Raw genomic sequence first — 16,864 nt, 5'->3', positions numbered from 1 at the left:
AAACTAGATGTGATTGAGTGGATTCGTACCATTGCGGTTGCGCGTATTATTATGCCAAACAGTTACATTCGTTTATCAGCAGGGCGTGAATCATTGTCAGATTCAGATCAGGCTTTGGCCTTTATGGCAGGTGCAAACTCGTTATTTTCAGGTGAAAAGTTACTCACTACACCAAATGCAGGCGAAGGCAAAGACAAACAACTATTCCAAAAATTAGGTTTAGTCCCAGAACGTGCCAAACCAACCGTTGCAGAATTATCTGTAGATGCAATGGCAGTGGCTTAAGCCGCTTTTAAAAAAAATATTAAGTTTTGATGTTAGTAAATTAAATAAGAATCATGTGATATGGCAAAAGATTTTCACAGTGCAAACGTGGTTGCAGGCTATGACAGTCATATTCGGAAACTCATTCCTGGCTATGAATTGGTACATCAGCAACTCAATGCGATTTTAAGCAGTCATTTGCCTGAAAATGCACAGCTTTTAGTAGTGGGTTGTGGCACAGGTTATGAGTTGCAGTATTTGTTGCAGCAGCATCCGCAGTGGCAATTTAGCGCAATCGACCCATCTTTAAGTATGTTGCACCAGGCAGAAAAAAATATTCAGTCTGTGGCAGGGTATGAACGTGTCCGTTTTATACAGGCAGACACGCAGCAATTTGCTCAGCAAGCACAGGTAGAAAACTTGCAGTTTGATGCGGCATTAGCGATTTTGGTGGCGCATTTTGTACCTGTGGCAGAAAAAAAATCATTCTTTCAAGATATTTACCAAACATTAAAACCTAGGGGTATTTTATTAAGCTATGATCTGATGCAGCAGACTGAAAACATTGAACTACGCTGGATGCAAAACTTGGCACTAGAGAGTGGTTTAACCGTGCTACAGGCAGAAAAAATGATTGCACGACTGGCCGATGATTTTCATTTAATTTCTGCAGAAGCACAGCAGTCATTACTCACTCAAGTGGGTTTTAGACAGTCTAAGACCTATTGTCAAATTATGAATTATTATGGTTTTTTTGCGCAAAAATAGGTTATAAATAATGTGATTTAACTATTAATCTTAATGCTGCGAGCAGCACTCTAAATCGTATCCATATAAAAATATTCGTATCAGGGAAAGAGGAAAAAATGTCAGCATATTACACTTTACTTAACCGTGAACAGCATGCAGATGGAAGCTGCACTACGCACTATCGTTCCAATATTCATGCACAAGGTGCGTGGAATCCGCATGAGCAGCACATGGCACCTGCAACGGGTATTTTATGTGCAGAACTCGAACAGTTTATGCCACGTGATGATATGCGAATTGGTCGGGTCAGTTTAGATATTTTTGGCTTAATTGCTGCTGGGGAGTTTACGATCACTACCCGTATGATTCGTCCAGGCAAAACCATTGAACTGATTGAAGCTGAAATGTGTGCCGAAGGGAAAACCTGTATTGTGGCGCGCGCATGGAAAATGAAAACCTCAGACACACGTGCAATTGCAGGGCTAGAAGACTTACCTGTAGAAAACCCTGAATATTTGGCCAATTGGGATGGTATGCGTTGCTGGCCGGGAGGCTATATTCAAAGTATTGAAACCCGAGCACATTTAGACCGTCGTGCAGGCAAGGGCATTGTCTGGCTAAGAAACCAATTGGAAATGGTTGAAAATCAAGCTACATCTAGTTTTGTTCGTTTAATGGGCATGGTAGATACCGCCAATGGGGTCGTACCACGTCTAGATCCAAATGAAGGTTGGGGTTTTCCAAACTTGGATTTACAAATTCATTTACATCGTTTACCGCAAGGCGAATGGTTGGGCTTGGAAGTGACACAACAATATGGTGAAGATGGAATCGGGCTGACCAGCGGAATTTTGCATGATACCCAAGGCCCATTTGGGCGTAGTGAGCAGATTTTAACTTTGCGTCAATTTTAAAATTGATGCGCGCTTAAACAAAAACATCAGGACGAATTGCTTCGTCCTTTTTTTATTGGCATGCTTGAGCAAATTACTTCACTTAAAAAGTTTATGCGTATTAGTTTGATTGGTGCAGGCCGTGTTGCACACCATTTGTCCCATGTTTTAAAAGCACAGCATCAAATTGTGCAAATTTATAGCCGCAGTCTGGACAAGGCACAGCACTTGGCTACGCAAGTTGGTGCAGCAGCAATTGCGCAAGTTTCTGAATTAAATGCAGAAGTTGATTTGGTGATTATTGCTGTAAGTGATCAGGCCATTGCACAGGTGATTCAGGATATTCATCCTTATTTAAGCCATGCTTTGGTTGTGCACACTTCAGGCAGTACCAAGTTAGATGTTTTGCAACAACATCATGCGCGTTCAGGGGTGTTTTATCCTTTACAAACTTTTAGTTTGGAGCGTGAAATTGATTGGTCACAAACGCCATTATTTATAGAAGCTGTATTTTCCGAAGATCAGCAGGTTTTATTCAATTTGGCAAATAGCCTAAGTAGTCGTGTTTATGCCTACACTTCAGAGCAGCGTTTGAGTTTGCATTTAGCTGCCGTATTTGCTTGCAATTTTAGTAATTATTGTTATGACATGGCTAAACAAGTGGTGGATGCAAAACAAGTGGATTTCAGCTTGCTGTACCCCTTAATTTTGGAAACTGCACACAAAGCCACACAAAATGAGCCTCGTCACATGCAAACAGGGCCTGCCATGCGTGGTGATCAAAATATTTTAAAGATGCATCAGGACTTGTTGGCAGCGGGGCAGCAACATGCACTTGCCGAAGTTTATGCGCTTATGAGCCAACAGATTTTAGAACGACATCAATCTTAGTCGTTTCTTAGTCAGTCTTTTGGATTTATGCCATAAAACTAACCCAGATAAAAAAAATGCTTCCGAATGGAAGCATTTTTTTGTTGTAGAAATTAGCTGATTTTCTTGAAGATAAAGTCGTTAATTTTATGGCCCGCTTCAATTCCACGACGTTCAAATTTGGTTTGTGGACGCCATTCAGGGCGAGGGTAGCTATTGCCTTTACCTGCCAAGTTTTCTAAACGTGGGCGATTGTCCAATACATCTAGCATCCATTCAGCATACGGTTCCCAGTCAGTTGCTGCATGGAATGTACCGCCTAGCGCTAGTTTTTGTTCGACCAATTCCATGCGTTCATGGGCAACAAAACGGCGTTTGAAGTGACGTTTTTTCTGCCATGGATCAGGGAAGTAGAGTTGAACAGTATCAATGCTGTTGTCTGGCATTTCACGAAGGACTTGAATGGCGTCTGCATCCAAGACACGTAAGTTGCTTAAACCCGCTGTGCCTGCTTCATAAACGCACTGTGCAATCCCTGGAATATGGACTTCAATACCGACAAAGTTACGCTCAGGATTGGCTTGAGCCATCAGTACCAAAGAACGACCCATACCAAAACCAATTTCTACTGTCAGTGGGCGTTCAGGGTGTTCAAAGTGCTGACGTAAATCGCCAACAGGGTATTCCAAAATTAAGTGACCGTATTGTTCCAAGGCACTACGCTGTGACGTATTCAATGGTGATGAACGGCGCATGAACGTTACAATTTCACGATGCTCGTTGAGGTTGTCCAGCTCGACAACGTGCTGGTCTAATTGATCGTTCGACATAATTCTGGCAAATCTAATAAATTCGAATGCGGTATTTTAAGTCCTGAGCCATTGAAGTCAAATTTTTTCGCTGATTTTCCGCAGTGAGCCTTATTTTGTAAATACATCGGATTTATCTTGCATACAAAAATGCTGAATCATCAAGATTCAGCATTAAATTAATTGGCATCCAAACTGTTAAGTAATTATGAATGAGCACTGTATTGATCAATTAAGGTATGACTGGCTTCATTCAAACCAATAATATGCACTTTAATCTGTTGATCTTTAAATTTTTTCACCACAGTATTGAGCATATTTACCGAAGTAATATCCCAAATATGGGCATGGGTTAAATCAATGGTGACATTGCTGATGTCTTCTGAAAAATCAAAAAACTGATAAAACTTTTCAGAACTGCTAAAGAAAACTTGCCCTGAAATGACATATTGGCGGGTATGTTCACCCAATAAAAATGAGCTGACTTTAACTTCGCTTTCCAGTTTATTGACCAAAAATAATGCCGAAAGCAACACGCCAATAAAAACACCTAAAGCAAGGTTATGGGTGGCTAAGACTACAATCACCACGGCCAGCATAACAATATTGCTTTGTTTGGGGTGCTTCTTAAAGTTGCGGATGGAATCCCAGTTAAAGGTGGTAAATGACACCATAATCATGATTGCAACCAAGGCCGCCATTGGAATATAAGCCAGCCAGTCTTTTAAAAACACCACCAAACACAGTAAAAATACACCAGCAGTCAGTGTGGAAAGGCGTGTACGTGCGCCAGAGCTGACGTTAATAATCGATTGTCCAATCATGGCACAGCCTGCCATTCCGCCCATAAAGCCACTTACTATATTGGCATAGCCTTGACCACGACATTCCTGATGTCGGTCACCTTCTGTGCCTGTGGCTTCATTTACAATGGTGGTGGTCATCATGGTTTCTAATAAACCCACCGTAGCTAAAGTAATGGCATAAGGAAAAATAATTGATAAAGTTTCAAAATTGAGAGGAATATCTGGTATTAAAAATATAGGTAAGGTATCTGGAAATTGTCCCAAATCATTTACGGTTCGCATATCTGTACCAAGCAATAATGCAACAACACTTAGCACAATAATGCAGACCAAAGGTGAGGGGATGCTTTTACCAATTTTAGGGATATACGGAAACAGATACACGACCGCTAAACCCAAACCTACAAATAAATAGCCTAAGCTATCCATTTGTGATAATTCAGGCAGTTGTGCCACAAAAATTAAAATTGCCAGCGCATTTACAAAGCCATATACCACCGACTGTGATACAAAACGCATGAGTTTAGCGACTTTGAAGTAACCTGCGATTACCTGAATAATGCCTGTGAGTACTGTCGCAGCCAGTAAATATTGCAGGCCGTGCTCTTTTACCAAGGTAATCATCAGCAATGCCATTGCCCCTGTTGCTGCAGAAATCATGGCAGTACGACCACCAAAGAAAGCAATCGTAACCGCAATACAAAATGAGGCATATAAACCGACTTGTGGGTCGACACCTGCAATTGCAGAAAAAGCAATTGATTCAGGAATCAGCGCCAAGCCAACCACTAATCCTGCCAATACATCGGTACGGATATTGGAAAACCATTCTTCTTTTTTCAGGCTAATCACAATCAAAATTTCATGAAACTTTAAAGGGCTGTATGTTAAAACATCTTTAGATAAAAAAGCAGGTTAAACAGACTTGAAAAAGCCTTTCGTTTGCAGGATAGTCAAAGCGTAAGAACTTTTAAAACATTTATGCTTTTTTGCAATTTATAGGTTCAATCACTTGCAAGTTGATGCCAAGCGATTTACAACAGAGATAGTTATATAACAAGGATCAAATATGAAGCTTTATTATTCCCCTGGTGCAAGCTCTTTGGCAGCCCATATTATTTTAAATGAAGTCAATGTCGATTTTGATATAGAACGTGTGGATTTAAAAACCCATAAAACAGAAAAGGGTGTGGATTATTACGAAATTAATCCAAAGGGTTATGTGCCTGCTTTAGAAATTAACCCGGGTTTAATTTTGACTGAAAATGTTGCACTTTTACCATTTTTGGCGCAGCAAGACCCTAAGCAAGATTTAATTCCGCCATCAGGTTTAGGGCGTGCGAAAGTTTTAGAATGGTTAGGATATCTCAACTCAGAATTACATGATGCCTACGCAGTATTTTTTGGTGCGCCTTTAGATGCAGAAGCCAAAGAAAAAGCCTATGCAGAAATTGATCGTTTATTAACGTATATTGATCAAGCCATTGCGGCATCAGATCATGAGTATTTAGTAGATGATAATTTTGGCCCTGCCGATGCGTATTTATTTGTGATCACCAACTGGTCAAACTATATCGAGCATGATTTAACCCCATATAGCCATGTGGTAGAAATTCGTAATAAAGTGGCCGCACGTCAGTCGGTACAAATTGCGATGCGTGATGAAGGTTTAATTCCTTAATTGGTTTTAAGCACTAAAATCACATAATAAAAAAGACGTTAAGTACTCACTTAACGTCTTTTTTATTTGGCTGACACGGCTTATTTAAAGAAATAACCCGTTTCAGGCGAGCTGGCATTGGCCATACGTTTACGTGGCATACGGCCTGCTAAATAAGCTTCACGGCCTGCTTCAACCGCTTTACGCATAGCAGAAGCCATCAATACAGGGTTTTGTGCTGCTGCAATTGCAGTGTTCATGAGTACGCCATCACAGCCTAATTCCATGGCAATCGCTGCATCACTGGCTGTACCTACACCTGCATCCACCAATACTGGCACTTTGGCATTTTCTTTAATAATAGAAATAGTGTGTGGGTTTAAAATACCCAATCCAGAACCGATCAAGCTACCCAATGGCATAATGGCCACACAACCCATGCTTTCCAGTTCTTGTGCCACAATTGGGTCGTCTGATGTGTAGACCATGATCTCAAAACCATCGTCAATCAGCGTACGCGCAGCTTTTAATGTTTCGGTGATATTTGGATAGAGTGTTTTTTCATCACCCAATACTTCCAGTTTTACCAAGTTGTGACCATCGAGCAATTCACGCGCTAGCATACAAGTACGCACGGCACTATTGGCATCGAAACAGCCCGCGGTGTTGGGCAAAATGGTGTATTTTTCAGGTGGAATCACTGAAAGTAAATTGGGTTGATCAGGATGTTGCCCAATGTTTACACGACGAATGGCAACCGTGACAATTTCTGCGCCACTGGCTTGAATCGCCAAATCAGTTTCGGTTAAATCTTTATATTTTCCCGTACCCACCAACAAACGTGAATTAAAGGTACGTGAACCGATTTTAAATGTATCTTGCATGGGTGCTCCAGATTAGCCGCCACCAACGGCATGAATAATTTCAATGCGGTCTTCATCGCAAATAGGGGTTTCGGCAAGTTTGCTTTTGGCAATAATTTTCTCATTTTGCTCGACTGCAAAGCGTTTGCCTTCTAGGTCTAATGCTTGAATGAGTTGCAGCAGCGTTGTATGAGTGGTCTGTTGTGCTTCGCCATTCAGATAAATTTGCATGACAGAGAGTCCATTTTAAAATTGCTAAAATACATACACTTTATTTGGCATATTTCATGGCTTGCCACGCTAAGCTTAGCCAGCCTGCAATCATGAGTGCGCCACCAATCGGGGTAATCATGCCCAAGCCACGGGCTAAATCCAATGCCATGATATAGAGTGAACCGCAGAAAAATAAAATGCCGAGCTGAATGAGAATAAAACTGGCTTTAATAGGAAGTTGTGGAATCACTTTGGCCAATATGCTCAATGCTAAAAGTCCAAGGGCATGATAGAAAAAATAATCTGTTGCAGTTTGCCACCAAAGCAATTGCGCTTCAGTTGCGCGGGCCTTTAAGCCATGTGCACCAAATGCACCGAGCATGACTGCTATGGCTAAATTCAGGGCAGAAATTGCAATCCACATACGCAAATTGACCTATTTAATTTTGCGCTTAACCTTAGCACATTTTTAGGGGCGGGAAAATCTGAGATTTGCCTGCCTGAATGTAGCTGTACCAATCAAAGACAATAAAAAAGGGCAGACTGCCCAATTTTATTTGATGCTTATTTTTCGCCTATAGCTCAAGCCATTTATGAAATGTAAAAAGACTTTAATCAGTTAGATGACATTGCCACTTTAATTTTTTCCATAGCATTTTTTTCAAGCTGACGAATTCGCTCTGCAGAAACATTATATTCTGCCGCCAATTCATGTAAGGTAGATTTATCATCATCCAACCAGCGACGTTGTAAAATATTACGTGAACGATCATCCAACTGTTCCATAGCTTCATGCAGAGCAGAGGTGCTTTGTTCTTCGTAATCTTCGTTTTCAACCAAACGTGCAGGGTCGTAACGGTTATCTTCTAAATACAGCGCAGGTGCAACATAGGTTGAACCTTCATCGTCATCATCACCTTGTGCTTCAAATGCAGCATCATAAGCGGTTAAACGACCTTCCATTTCCAAAACTTGTTCAGCGGTCACATTTAAATCATTGGCAATAGATTGCGCTTCTTCTAGCGTCAATTTTTTGCTGGATTTTTTGAGGCTACGCAAATTAAAGAATAATTTACGTTGCGCCTTGGTCGTGGCAATTTTGACAATACGCCAGTTACGAATTACATATTCGTGAATTTCAGCTTTAATCCAGTGCACGGCAAAGGACACTAAGCGTACACCCATATTAGGGTCAAAGCGTTTTACCGCTTTCATTAAGCCTAAGTTGCCTTCTTGAATTAAATCACCCTGTGGTAAACCATAACCCGCATAACTACGTGCAATATGCACAACAAAACGTAAATGTGACATGACCAACATTTTGGCTGCGTCTAAATCTTGATCGTAATAATAACGTTCGGCTAACTCTTTTTCTTGTTCAGCCGTTAAAATTGGAATTTGGTTAACAGTACTAATATAAGCCCCGAGATTTACACCTGGTGCAGATAATGACAGGGGCATCAACTGATTGCTGCTGTCACTCATGAGATCTCCTTATAGGATTGGGTGGGTAAAATAACCGATGTCTTTATCTTAATGCCAATATTCTACTTAAATAAGGAAAATTGGTGTAGATATGTAAATCTTTATACGATAAAGGGCTAGGTATAATGGTGTTAAAATGGATGCACAATCAATAAGATTGACTAATCACGTAGCATTTGGCTTGGCAACATGAATCACATAGTGAAACTCGTTTGCCGAAATTTGACTGGCTGTACACTGGTATTGATGCAACTGACAATAACGTGTGACATCCTGCTGGCTATGTGGGTCAGAAGACTTAAGTAAAAATAGAACAGCATCTGAATTTTTAAGTGCACGTTTCAACATCAGTAAGGGCATTGGACAGGGTTGTCCCATAGCATCAATTACAGTGGTGGGGGGTACAGAATCACACAGCATTGCGGTATAAATTCGCCTTAAAAAACAGAACGATCATACTAGCAAACTTGGCAGGAAATCCCAAATAAATTTCATCTGAAATAGAATGTTAGTCAATGTTTGGAGTGTAAATAAAATAAGGAGATTTTAGTGCATTATTTTATGCAACATTTTTGACATATTTGACCGATCAAAATAGTGCTAAGTCACTTATCAGAAATAAAATTTTCCCAACTGTTCAAATCATTTCAATCTGAACAAGATAAATCAAAAAAAATCTATTAATTGTCATAAACCCGTGTTAAGCTCGATGCGTATTTAGGATTTTAGATAGACAATTGTTGTTTGTCGCCCTATTACAAATGGATGTAACCGGGATTTTGTTAATAGTTATACAGAATGATTACAAGCTTAGAAATAAAAATATTTTTAAACTTTGTTTGCTCTGCTGTTTGCAACACCGGGTGGTCCTTCTTTTTAATCAATGAGGATTAACTTATGACAGCTCGTGAACAAGGCGTAGTTAAATGGTTCAACGACACTAAAGGTTTTGGCTTTATTCAACGCAATGGCGGTGACGACGTATTCGTTCACTTCCGTGCGATTCAAGGTGAAGGCCACCGTTCACTTCGTGACGGTCAACGTGTTGAATTCAGCGTAGTTAAAGGCCAAAAAGGCTTCCAAGCTGAAGAAGTACAGCCACTAGACTAATCACTCGATTATTCTAAAAAAGACGCTCCAATACTGATTGGGGCGTTTTTTGTTTGTATTTCTGTTTATAATAGGTCAGTTTTTTGTCAGAAAAAGTTCGAGCGCATATTTATGTCATCTGGTTTTGAAACCTTAAATTTACATCCGCAATTGAAACAGGCTATTGATGCTTTAGGTTTCAAGGAAATGACGCCTATTCAACAAAAGGTTTTAAAATTTACTTTGGCTGGACATGATGCCATTGGTCGCGCGCAAACAGGTACAGGAAAAACAGCTGCCTTTTTAATTAGCGTCATTAACGATTTATTAAATAACCCAATTCAGACTCAGCGCTACCGTGGTGAGCCTAGAGCTTTAATTTTAGCCCCTACGCGCGAATTGGCTTTGCAAATTGAAAGTGATGCAAAAGAATTAACCAAATTTACCAATTTAAATGTGGTGACTTTGTTGGGCGGTGTGGATTTTGATAAGCAAAAAGCACAGCTCGATAAAAACTTTGTTGACATTATTGTGGCAACACCAGGACGTTTGATTGATTTTGTAGAACAAAAAGAAGTCTGGCTAGATCAGATTGAGTTTTTAGTGATTGATGAAGCTGACCGTTTGTTAGACATGGGCTTTATTCCATCAGTTAAGCGGATTGTGCGTTATTCACCACGTAAGGAACAGCGTCAGACTTTAATGTTCTCTGCGACCTTTAGCTATGACGTGTTGAACTTGGCTCAACAGTGGTTATTTGAACCTGTTACAGTCGAAATTGAGCCTGAAAAGAAAACCAATGCCGATGTAGAGCAACGTGTTTATATGGTCGCAAAAACCGATAAATACAAATTGCTCGAAGATATTTTGCGTGACGAGCCAATTGAAAAAGTTATGATATTTGCCAACCGTCGTGATCAGGTGCGTAAGTTATATGACCATTTGAAACGAGATGGTTATAAAGTGGTGATGTTGTCAGGTGAAATTGCCCAAGACAAACGCCTAAAAATGCTGGATCAGTTTAAAAATGGTAAACATAACATCATGATTGCAACAGACGTTGCAGGGCGTGGTATTCATGTCGATGGTGTATCGCATGTGGTGAATTTTACTTTACCCGAACAGTCAGATGATTACGTACACCGTATTGGTCGTACAGGGCGTGCAGGTACACGTGGTGTCAGTATTAGCTTCTTATCGGAAGATGATGCGTTTTACTTGCCTGAAATTGAAAAAGCCATTGGGCAAAAATTACCGCTTACACGTCTAGATGGGTATTGCTAATCTGCACTTTGCTAGTCAGAACAATTGTTTGATCTGGCCAAAGTCCAAAAATATAAAAAAAGTCGCTCTACAATTGAGCGACTTTTTTCTTTATAGATAAATTTTTTAGTTGACCATCAAATTGATTGATGTTGATACAACTTATTTTGCCTGACATCTAAATGTCAGAACAGTTTGGTAGTCATCATCACGGGCAATATCGGTATTACGACCTGCAATAGTGCCAAGCACAGTGGCTGCAGCCTGAATCATCTGTCCTGTTTGTTCATCGACCACTCCTTTGAGCGCACCGTTGTAGTTGGTCTTTTCATCTACCAACACAAGGGTAGCACGACTGCCGCAGGTTTTATTGGCTGCACTAATGGCATTATTCTTGGCAATAATATTGGACTTACCTAAGCCTGTAACCTCATACAAGTTGTTTTCTTTTTGAATGGCAAGTGAGTTGTTGGGTGTGGTAGCACAGGCAGTGAGGAAAGCGAATCCTACAAGGCTAGAGAGGGCTAGTATTTTTTTCATATCAACCTCGAAATTAAAAACGTATGCATACGGAGACTTTTAAATATCTTTCATTTAATTTTCTGGTTAGCCTTTATGCAGGCATGAATTAGAATGAAAAATAAGGCTTTGATCAAGTTGAGCATATTCTGTAGTGCTTTGAATGAAGACTTTGTATAAAAAATGCAGTTGTCTGTATGGATTACATTGAGATTGTCTTGACCCAAGAGATTGCAAATTACACGTACGAAATAGCGCAAAATTTTGAGTTTATGCTAATCTTAACTGAGCTTTTTGAAATAGTTATATAAGTCAATGACGGATACAGTGGCAGAAATCGTTCATCAACACATTCATCAACGCCAATCAATCGGGCAGTTGGTTGAGCCAGCACCGAATGCTGCTCAGCTTGAAATGGCATTTCAGGCGGCTTTAACCGCACCCGATCATCATCGTCTAAAACCTACACGTTTTGTGGTGATTGCTGCTGAACAGCGTGCAGCTTTTGGTGAGCTACTTTCTCAAGCTTTGGCAGATATGGGCGAAACAGATGCGATTCAATTGGAGCGGGTTAAACAGCACCCGTTTCGTGCACCCATGTTGGTGCTGGCTTTAACACAGTTTCAAAACCATGCAAAAGTGCCGCATTTTGAGCAGACTTTAAGTACAGGGGCTGCTGTGCAGAATTTTTTACTGTCTTTACAGGCACAGGGCTTTGCTAGCATGTGGCGTAGCGGGGCAGTTGTAGAATCAAATTTACTCAAGCAAGCGCTTAACTTAAATCCAGATGACTTAATTTCGGGCATTATTTATGTGGGAACTGCAGCCAAAGCCATTCCTGCGCGTGCTAAATTAAATACACAAGCTTACGTGAGCTATTGGAACGCATAAGTTTTATTTTTAGGATATAACAATAATGTCAGAATTAAATTTTGCCGATTTGGTCGAACCTGTTGTGGTAGATCGTAAAACTGCACTGCGCATTACAGTTTTGGGTGGTGGTAGTTTTGGTACAGCTATGGCCAACACCGCTGTGCGTAACGGTTGCGATACCATGATCTGGATTCGTGATGAAGCGACTGCCAAAGAAATAAATGAAACGCATATTAACCGACGTTATTTACCTGACTTTAATTTAGAACAGGGTTTAAGAGCTGTTTCGGATTTGGAAACCGCAGTACGTGACCGTGATATTATTTTAGTGGCAATTCCGAGCCACTCATTCCGTGATGTGCTGCGTCAAATTAAACCTTTCATTAGTGCGCAGGCCGTGGTGTCTTTAACCAAAGGGATTGAAGCCAAAACTTTTAGTTTTATGAGCGATATTATTCGTGAAGAACTGCCTGAAGTGCCTTATGGTGTGCTGTCTGGACCAAACCTAGCCAAAGAAATTGTGGCAGGACAGCCAGCAGGAACGGTTATTGCCAGTCATTCTGAACTGGTGCGTTATGCAGTGCAGCAAGCTTTACACAGTGCTTTATTCCGTGTTTTTGCCAGTGATGATGTCAACGGGGTAGAACTCGGTGGTGCACTTAAAAATATTTATGCAGTCGCAATGGGGATGGCTGCAGCTTATAACGTGGGTGAAAATACCAAGAGTATGATTTTAACTCGTGCATTGGCAGAAATGAGCCGTTTTGCGGTGAAACTTGGTGCAAACCCGTTGACCTTCCTCGGCTTGTCGGGGGTTGGAGATTTATTTGCGACCTGTAGTAGCCCGCTGAGTCGTAACTATCAGGTTGGTTATGCTTTGGGTAAAGGTAAAACTTTAGAGCAAGCCACCGAAGAATTGGGACAAACTGCCGAAGGGATTAACACTATTGTTCAGGTGCGGGCACGCTCGAATGAGTTGGATGTATATATGCCGATCACTTGTGCGCTTTATGAAGTGATTTTTGAGGGTGCACCACCGATGACGATTGCTTTGTCTTTAATGAAAAATGGGCATCGTAGCGATGTGGAATTTGTCTTGCCACATCATCAAGTCTAGTTATGGGTTCAATGCTATAAAGTGCTATGACTTGCAAAAACTTGTATGGAATATGACAGTTTGGTGAACTGAATTGTCATATTCTCAGGTTATACTGTGCGTTATATACAACCAGATAAACCTTAAATTTGCGCCACCCAATAAGGAAATAATATGCAACTGACACTTGTTCGCCACGGTGAAGCCGCTCCTGCAGTTATGGGCAATGATCATCAACGTCCATTGACTGAGCGTGGTCATATTCAAGCACAAGAAACAGCAGATTATTTAAAAAATATCATTCAACCTGATGTATTTGTAGTTAGTCCATTGGTGCGTGCACAGGAAACCTTGGCGCATTTACAGCAGTATTTTAAAGATGTACCTGTGGTGGTGTGTAATGCCATTAAACCTGAAGATGATGCAAAAGTGGCAGTAGAATGGTTGTCGCAATTGCCGTATGAGTCGATTGCGGTGGTGTGCCACATGAATGTGGTGGCTTATATGGCCGAGATTTTAACTTTAGAATCGTTTAATCCATATCAATTGGCAGAAGCACGTATTTATGAACAGGCCGTGATTGCTGCGGGACTTTCAACCCAAATCAAAAGTTTTATTCCAAACGCATAAAATAAATGTATAAAATCAAACAAAATTAATGGTAGAACGATAATAATGCTGTATTTATGGATGCCTGAAGCCAATGGGGTTTGGCAATGGTCAACAGGGGGACATTGGACGCAGGCCGATCATCTTGAGGCTTTGATTCAGGCATTACAGCCTTTTCAAGGGCAAGAGACGATGGTGTTTTTTCCAAGCCGTGATGTTCAGATCATGCAGCAAACATTGCCTAAAGCGCAATATAAGCAGCTTGGTGCAGATGGGGTAAAGTATCTTTTAGAAGAATATACGGTATTGCCTATAGATGCGATGAAAGTCTTGCATCATTTTCAGCAGCCTGAACAGATCACTGTGCTTGGCATGGCAAACAGTACACTGGAAACCTATTTGCATGTGTTGAATTTGCTTCCTGTTAAAATCAGTGCATTGTTGCCTGATTTTTTAATCTTGCCGCAGCCTGAACTAGGGCAAACCGTTATTGGTCATATTTGTGGGCGTTTGTTGGTACGTGAAACTGAGTTTTTAGGCTATTCGATTGATGATCTGACATTGTACTTAGATTATCAAAGTGCTGAACGAAACTATAAAATTAGTAATTTTAGTGCAGAGCAAATGCAAAGTATTGAAGCTTTTGCGACTCAAGCACAATTGGAAAGTTTTCATTACACTTTGCCTGCACTGAAAAAAGCCAAGCAGCATCCATTTAACATGTTGCCTAAAGCCAAGCAAAACACGGGGCTTTCGGGCTACTGGAAAGCCTGTGCAGCAGTGCTATTGGGTATTTTGATTGTACAATTTAGCTACGATGCTTTGCGTTGGAGCAAACTTAAAAAAGTAGCCGATCAAACTGCAATTCAGGCCATAGACCAATATAAATATTGGTTTGGTGAAAATAGTCGTGTGACTGAGCAAAATATTCAAAGTCAGTTTGAAAGTCATTTGCGCCTGAATCAAAGTGCCGATACGCAAGCCTTACAATTGTTAAGTCGAGTTGGGCCTGTGTTAATGCAAAATCAGATTGTGGCCAATCGTGTCAGTTTTGATGCCAATAGTTTGAATATGGAGCTGAATGCGAGTTCGGCAGCATCTTTGCAGGCCTTAACGCAGCAATTGAATCAGCAGGGCTTTAAAGTGGAGTTGGGGAATATTCAGCCGAGCAGTACAGGTGCAGTAGGATTGGTGAAAATACAATAATGAAAGCCATGGAAAAAATATCAAACGTGCTGGATCAGCGCGTTGAACAGATTCAGGATTATTTAGACCGTTTAAGTACGCGAGAGCGGGTTTTGGTGATTTTCACCACAATTTTTGTTTTGGTCGCAGCGGTGGGTTCCGCCTTGTGGTACATGCATGCTGCCGCTGAAAAACAGCAAAAACGGGTAAATGATTTAAAAGACCTAATTGTGATGATGCAAAGCAATGCGGTGACCATGAAGCCTACCAATGACTCACAGTTAAGCGCTGCCGACAAAATTCAGCGAGTGGCACAACAGCAGGGGCTATCGGTCGCATCACAGCAAAGTGGTGAGCAAATGCAGTTGGTGGCTAGTCATGAAAACTATGCTGTGTTAGCAAATTTCCTAACTCAATTGGCACAAATGGGTTTAAGTATTCAAAAAATGGAATTAATTTCTGAAGCAGGGCAGATTAAATTAACAGCGACAGTGCAGTAATTGCCCAAAATAAAGTTTGAAAGGCGGAAAATAAAGCCGTGTCAAGCATAGCGTTTTGACTGGGCAAAGCCTATAATATGGCGACTTAGAAAGCAGTAGACTTTTGCAGATATGTTGTATTCTCTAGCCCGCCCGTTGTTATTTTCTTTAGCACCTGAGCGTGCGCATGAGCTGACACTATCACTATTGAAATCAAGCCATAAAATGGGCTTGATGCGTCAAAAGACTGTTGCAAAACCCGTGACATGTATGGGAATTGAATTTCCAAATCCAGTGGGTTTAGCTGCAGGCTTAGACAAAAATGGTGCGTATATTGATGCCTTGGCTGGTTTAGGCTTTGGCTTCATCGAAATTGGCACCATTACGCCACGTCCTCAAGCGGGGAATCCACATCCGCGCTTATTCCGTATTCCGCAGGCCAAAGCCATTATTAATCGTATGGGGTTCAATAATGATGGGGTCGATCAGCTAATTGAGAATGTCAAAGCGGCAAAATTCAAAGGAATTTTAGGGATTAATATTGGTAAAAATGCCGATACTCCTGTAGAAAATGCAGCAGATGATTATCTGATTTGTTTGGAAAAAGTCTATAACTATGCGTCTTATGTTACGGTAAATATCTCATCACCGAACACTAAAAACTTGCGTAGTTTACAAAGTGGTGATGCACTGACTGAGTTATTGCAAACGTTAAAACAACGTCAGTTGGAGTTGGCTGAAGAGCATCAGCACTATGTGCCGCTAGTGTTAAAAGTTGCCCCAGATTTAGATGCAGAAGATACTCAATTCATTGCCAAACAATTGTTGCAATTCAAAATTGATGGTCTGATTGTGACCAATACAACTTTGTCTCGTGAAGGTGTAGAAAACTTACCACATGGTGATGAAGCAGGTGGTTTGTCTGGCGCACCTGTGTTTGAAAAAAGCACCGCATGTTTGGCGGCTTTTTCAGAAGCACTCAAAGGTGAAATTCCTTTAATTGGCGTAGGTGGTATTCTTTCAGGCGAACAGGCGCTTGCTAAAAAAAATGCAGGTGCATCTTTGGTTCAGGTGTATAGTGGCTTGATCTATGCAGGTCCTGAACTGGTTCAAGATTGTGTGAACGCATTCTAAGCTC

Annotated in this window: 20 protein-coding genes and 1 pseudogene; 13 read left to right on the top strand and 8 right to left on the bottom strand. The window is 40.9% G+C overall.

The window, feature by feature from the left end; translation table 11 throughout:
• From HHA43_RS08210 to HHA43_RS08195, 4 genes and pseudogenes are all read left to right on the top strand, one after another.
• Positions 1–285: pseudogene (locus HHA43_RS08210) on the top strand (biotin synthase); the annotation flags it as partial.
• Between the two features lie 60 nt (positions 286–345).
• Positions 346–1,032 carry a class I SAM-dependent methyltransferase gene (locus tag HHA43_RS08205; protein ID WP_168461295.1) on the top strand — a complete coding sequence of 229 codons (687 nt, stop codon included), beginning with the start codon at positions 346–348 and terminating at the stop codon, positions 1,030–1,032.
• Positions 1,033–1,130: 98 nt separating this feature from the next.
• Positions 1,131–1,928: a thioesterase family protein gene (locus HHA43_RS08200; RefSeq protein WP_168419157.1), complete on the top strand. Its 798-nt coding sequence runs from the start codon at positions 1,131–1,133 to the stop codon at positions 1,926–1,928.
• A 93-nt stretch (positions 1,929–2,021) separates the two neighbouring features.
• Positions 2,022–2,798 carry a Rossmann-like and DUF2520 domain-containing protein gene (locus HHA43_RS08195; protein ID WP_168461306.1) on the top strand — a complete coding sequence of 259 codons (777 nt, stop codon included), beginning with the start codon at positions 2,022–2,024 and terminating at the stop codon, positions 2,796–2,798.
• A 92-nt stretch (positions 2,799–2,890) separates the two neighbouring features.
• Here the strand turns inward: HHA43_RS08195 and trmB are convergent, their stop codons facing one another.
• Both trmB and HHA43_RS08185 read right to left on the bottom strand, forming a co-directional pair.
• The gene (gene trmB, locus HHA43_RS08190) at positions 2,891–3,607 is read right to left on the bottom strand and encodes a tRNA (guanosine(46)-N7)-methyltransferase TrmB (RefSeq protein WP_168419159.1); all 717 of its coding nucleotides are present in this window, start codon (positions 3,605–3,607) and stop codon (positions 2,891–2,893) included.
• 185 nt (positions 3,608–3,792) lie between these two features.
• Complete coding sequence (locus HHA43_RS08185; RefSeq protein WP_168542330.1) at positions 3,793–5,244, bottom strand: SulP family inorganic anion transporter; 1,452 nt, start codon at positions 5,242–5,244, stop codon at positions 3,793–3,795.
• Between the two features lie 217 nt (positions 5,245–5,461).
• Between HHA43_RS08185 and HHA43_RS08180 the strand changes: the two genes are divergently transcribed.
• A complete protein-coding gene (locus HHA43_RS08180; protein ID WP_168419162.1) occupies positions 5,462–6,073 on the top strand; it encodes a glutathione binding-like protein in 612 nt (203 codons plus the stop codon).
• 80 nt (positions 6,074–6,153) lie between these two features.
• Here the strand turns inward: HHA43_RS08180 and HHA43_RS08175 are convergent, their stop codons facing one another.
• The 5 genes from HHA43_RS08175 to HHA43_RS08155 all read right to left on the bottom strand — a co-directional run bounded on the left by HHA43_RS08175 (position 6,154) and on the right by HHA43_RS08155 (position 9,033).
• Positions 6,154–6,936, bottom strand: a complete 783-nt coding sequence (locus HHA43_RS08175) for a thiazole synthase (RefSeq protein WP_004971502.1) — start codon at positions 6,934–6,936, stop codon at positions 6,154–6,156.
• Between the two features lie 12 nt (positions 6,937–6,948).
• Entirely contained in the window at positions 6,949–7,146 is a 198-nt protein-coding gene (thiS, locus tag HHA43_RS08170) for a sulfur carrier protein ThiS (RefSeq protein WP_168419164.1), read from the bottom strand.
• A gap of 40 nt (positions 7,147–7,186) precedes the next feature.
• Positions 7,187–7,552 carry a DUF423 domain-containing protein gene (locus tag HHA43_RS08165; RefSeq protein WP_168419166.1) on the bottom strand — a complete coding sequence of 122 codons (366 nt, stop codon included), beginning with the start codon at positions 7,550–7,552 and terminating at the stop codon, positions 7,187–7,189.
• A 191-nt stretch (positions 7,553–7,743) separates the two neighbouring features.
• On the bottom strand, positions 7,744–8,613 hold the full coding sequence (gene rpoH, locus HHA43_RS08160) for an RNA polymerase sigma factor RpoH (protein ID WP_004971496.1): 870 nt from the start codon (positions 8,611–8,613) through the stop codon (positions 7,744–7,746).
• A 165-nt stretch (positions 8,614–8,778) separates the two neighbouring features.
• Entirely contained in the window at positions 8,779–9,033 is a 255-nt protein-coding gene (locus HHA43_RS08155) for a sulfurtransferase TusA family protein (protein WP_168419167.1), read from the bottom strand.
• A 477-nt stretch (positions 9,034–9,510) separates the two neighbouring features.
• On the opposite strand from HHA43_RS08155, the gene HHA43_RS08150 reads away from it, so the two are divergent.
• Both HHA43_RS08150 and rhlB read left to right on the top strand, forming a co-directional pair.
• The gene (locus HHA43_RS08150; RefSeq protein WP_005177104.1) at positions 9,511–9,723 is read left to right on the top strand and encodes a cold-shock protein; all 213 of its coding nucleotides are present in this window, start codon (positions 9,511–9,513) and stop codon (positions 9,721–9,723) included.
• Positions 9,724–9,834: 111 nt separating this feature from the next.
• A complete protein-coding gene (gene rhlB / locus HHA43_RS08145) occupies positions 9,835–10,986 on the top strand; it encodes an ATP-dependent RNA helicase RhlB (protein ID WP_168461784.1) in 1,152 nt (383 codons plus the stop codon).
• A 141-nt stretch (positions 10,987–11,127) separates the two neighbouring features.
• On the opposite strand, the gene HHA43_RS08140 is transcribed toward rhlB, so the two are convergent.
• On the bottom strand, positions 11,128–11,505 hold the full coding sequence (locus HHA43_RS08140) for a hypothetical protein (protein ID WP_168542328.1): 378 nt from the start codon (positions 11,503–11,505) through the stop codon (positions 11,128–11,130).
• Between the two features lie 294 nt (positions 11,506–11,799).
• Between HHA43_RS08140 and HHA43_RS08135 the strand changes: the two genes are divergently transcribed.
• From HHA43_RS08135 to HHA43_RS08110, 6 genes are all read left to right on the top strand, one after another.
• On the top strand, positions 11,800–12,375 hold the full coding sequence (locus HHA43_RS08135) for a nitroreductase (RefSeq protein ID WP_168542326.1): 576 nt from the start codon (positions 11,800–11,802) through the stop codon (positions 12,373–12,375).
• 25 nt (positions 12,376–12,400) lie between these two features.
• On the top strand, positions 12,401–13,474 hold the full coding sequence (locus tag HHA43_RS08130; protein WP_168419171.1) for an NAD(P)H-dependent glycerol-3-phosphate dehydrogenase: 1,074 nt from the start codon (positions 12,401–12,403) through the stop codon (positions 13,472–13,474).
• A gap of 153 nt (positions 13,475–13,627) precedes the next feature.
• Positions 13,628–14,083 carry a phosphohistidine phosphatase SixA gene (gene sixA, locus HHA43_RS08125; RefSeq protein WP_168526352.1) on the top strand — a complete coding sequence of 152 codons (456 nt, stop codon included), beginning with the start codon at positions 13,628–13,630 and terminating at the stop codon, positions 14,081–14,083.
• A 45-nt stretch (positions 14,084–14,128) separates the two neighbouring features.
• Positions 14,129–15,268, top strand: a complete 1,140-nt coding sequence (gene gspL, locus HHA43_RS08120; protein ID WP_168542324.1) for a type II secretion system protein GspL — start codon at positions 14,129–14,131, stop codon at positions 15,266–15,268.
• Positions 15,268–15,747, top strand: a complete 480-nt coding sequence (gspM, locus tag HHA43_RS08115; RefSeq protein WP_168542322.1) for a type II secretion system protein GspM — start codon at positions 15,268–15,270, stop codon at positions 15,745–15,747. The genes gspL and gspM overlap by 1 nt, the downstream gene beginning before the upstream one ends.
• Before the next feature lie 111 nt (positions 15,748–15,858).
• Positions 15,859–16,860 (top strand): quinone-dependent dihydroorotate dehydrogenase, encoded by a 1,002-nt coding sequence (locus tag HHA43_RS08110; protein WP_168542320.1) that lies wholly within the window; start codon positions 15,859–15,861, stop codon positions 16,858–16,860.
• Positions 16,861–16,864 lie beyond the last annotated feature (4 nt).

Origin of the sequence: Acinetobacter sp. A2, assembly GCF_012371325.1 — a bacterium.
Lineage (GTDB): Bacteria > Pseudomonadota > Gammaproteobacteria > Pseudomonadales > Moraxellaceae > Acinetobacter.
This window is presented reverse-complemented; position numbering and strand designations above follow the sequence as displayed.

Coding starts and splice junctions, on each gene's coding strand:
- HHA43_RS08205 (WP_168461295.1), top strand. CDS start 346: ATGGCAAAAGATTTTCACAGTGCAAACGTGGTTGCAGGCTATGACAGT.
- HHA43_RS08200 (WP_168419157.1), top strand. CDS start 1,131: ATGTCAGCATATTACACTTTACTTAACCGTGAACAGCATGCAGATGGA.
- HHA43_RS08195 (WP_168461306.1), top strand. CDS start 2,022: ATGCGTATTAGTTTGATTGGTGCAGGCCGTGTTGCACACCATTTGTCC.
- trmB (WP_168419159.1), bottom strand. CDS start 3,607: ATGTCGAACGATCAATTAGACCAGCACGTTGTCGAGCTGGACAACCTC.
- HHA43_RS08180 (WP_168419162.1), top strand. CDS start 5,462: ATGAAGCTTTATTATTCCCCTGGTGCAAGCTCTTTGGCAGCCCATATT.
- HHA43_RS08175 (WP_004971502.1), bottom strand. CDS start 6,936: ATGCAAGATACATTTAAAATCGGTTCACGTACCTTTAATTCACGTTTG.
- thiS (WP_168419164.1), bottom strand. CDS start 7,146: ATGCAAATTTATCTGAATGGCGAAGCACAACAGACCACTCATACAACG.
- HHA43_RS08165 (WP_168419166.1), bottom strand. CDS start 7,552: ATGTGGATTGCAATTTCTGCCCTGAATTTAGCCATAGCAGTCATGCTC.
- rpoH (WP_004971496.1), bottom strand. CDS start 8,613: ATGAGTGACAGCAGCAATCAGTTGATGCCCCTGTCATTATCTGCACCA.
- HHA43_RS08155 (WP_168419167.1), bottom strand. CDS start 9,033: ATGCTGTGTGATTCTGTACCCCCCACCACTGTAATTGATGCTATGGGA.
- HHA43_RS08150 (WP_005177104.1), top strand. CDS start 9,511: ATGACAGCTCGTGAACAAGGCGTAGTTAAATGGTTCAACGACACTAAA.
- rhlB (WP_168461784.1), top strand. CDS start 9,835: ATGTCATCTGGTTTTGAAACCTTAAATTTACATCCGCAATTGAAACAG.
- HHA43_RS08140 (WP_168542328.1), bottom strand. CDS start 11,505: ATGAAAAAAATACTAGCCCTCTCTAGCCTTGTAGGATTCGCTTTCCTC.
- HHA43_RS08135 (WP_168542326.1), top strand. CDS start 11,800: ATGACGGATACAGTGGCAGAAATCGTTCATCAACACATTCATCAACGC.
- HHA43_RS08130 (WP_168419171.1), top strand. CDS start 12,401: ATGTCAGAATTAAATTTTGCCGATTTGGTCGAACCTGTTGTGGTAGAT.
- sixA (WP_168526352.1), top strand. CDS start 13,628: ATGCAACTGACACTTGTTCGCCACGGTGAAGCCGCTCCTGCAGTTATG.
- gspL (WP_168542324.1), top strand. CDS start 14,129: ATGCTGTATTTATGGATGCCTGAAGCCAATGGGGTTTGGCAATGGTCA.
- gspM (WP_168542322.1), top strand. CDS start 15,268: ATGAAAGCCATGGAAAAAATATCAAACGTGCTGGATCAGCGCGTTGAA.
- HHA43_RS08110 (WP_168542320.1), top strand. CDS start 15,859: ATGTTGTATTCTCTAGCCCGCCCGTTGTTATTTTCTTTAGCACCTGAG.